Source organism: Pseudovibrio sp. Ad46 (assembly GCF_001623065.1).
GTDB lineage: Bacteria > Pseudomonadota > Alphaproteobacteria > Rhizobiales > Stappiaceae > Pseudovibrio.
Genome location: NZ_LMCG01000022.1, coordinates 1 through 929, shown reverse-complemented (window position 1 = coordinate 929; position 929 = coordinate 1). Strand labels below are relative to the sequence as shown.

Genomic DNA, 929 nt, shown 5'->3' with positions numbered 1-929 from the left:
CTGGCCCGATGCATCTCGACGTAGCCATACTCATTTCCAGTTCTCTACTCCGCAGCGGACGTCAGCAAAGTCCGCACTTCAATTATGAAATCGAACCGCGCTGACAGGCAACTTCGGATCATTGGGCGTCATTTCAGTATGATAGTTTATTACTGAGTATGGATCTTTATTACTCAGTATGAGGCTCTATTACTCACAGACAGCCCTACGTCCCTTTAACAGGTTGTATCCATGCTTCAATCAGCGAAACATACCTCAACATTTCTGTTTGTCTCTGGGTAGGATCTTGTAAAGACAAGGCTTTTTCTATCCCTATACGATACATTCGACCTTTTTCAACGTGACGCTCGATATAGACGAGCGTAGCCGTTAATTCTGGTCCCCTTGGATCTTCTTCATCGCATCTTCTCGCCGCCTGACGTAACACATCAAGTACAGCTTGAACTTTGCCTTTGTGGATCAGTTCTTCTGACCAGGAGCCCCCAAACGCGACATTTGCTAATTGTTTTTTGCGATCTGCCATGAGAACATATAAGGAACAAAGCGCATCTAAAATCAATCGGTAAAATCTGTAATGACGATCTTTCGAACCATATATATCGATATGGACGCCTTTTTCGCATCTGTAGAGCAGCAAATGGACCCGGCTTTGCGTGGGAAGCCTGTAGCCATTACGGCAGTAGATGAAAAAAGCGGATGTGTGGTAGCGGCCTCATACGAGGCAAAATCTTATTCCGTCAGGACCGGAACCCGTGTTTATGAAGCACGCTGACTGTGTCCTCAGCTGCAGTTTCGGCCAAGCCGTCATCCGCTATATGTCAAGGTCAATCAAAAAATAGCGCGTGTCGTCGATAGCATGGCTGAGCTTGAATACGTCAGATCCGTTGATGAATTTCAGGTTGCCTTAGGCGGCAAAACAGCCTCTCTCG

Annotated in this window: 2 protein-coding genes; one reads left to right on the top strand and one right to left on the bottom strand. The window is 46.5% G+C overall.

Annotated elements, in window-relative coordinates; genetic code table 11:
- Window positions 1–205: 205 nt before the first annotated feature.
- The gene (locus tag PsAD46_RS05000; protein WP_152986666.1) at window positions 206–523 is read right to left on the bottom strand and encodes a hypothetical protein; all 318 of its coding nucleotides are present in this window, start codon (window positions 521–523) and stop codon (window positions 206–208) included.
- Window positions 524–574: 51 nt separating this feature from the next.
- Here PsAD46_RS05000 and PsAD46_RS28245 point away from each other — a divergent pair, with 51 nt between their 5' ends.
- Window positions 575–772: a hypothetical protein gene (locus tag PsAD46_RS28245; protein WP_153040690.1), complete on the top strand. Its 198-nt coding sequence runs from the start codon at window positions 575–577 to the stop codon at window positions 770–772.
- Window positions 773–929: the final 157 nt, after the last annotated feature.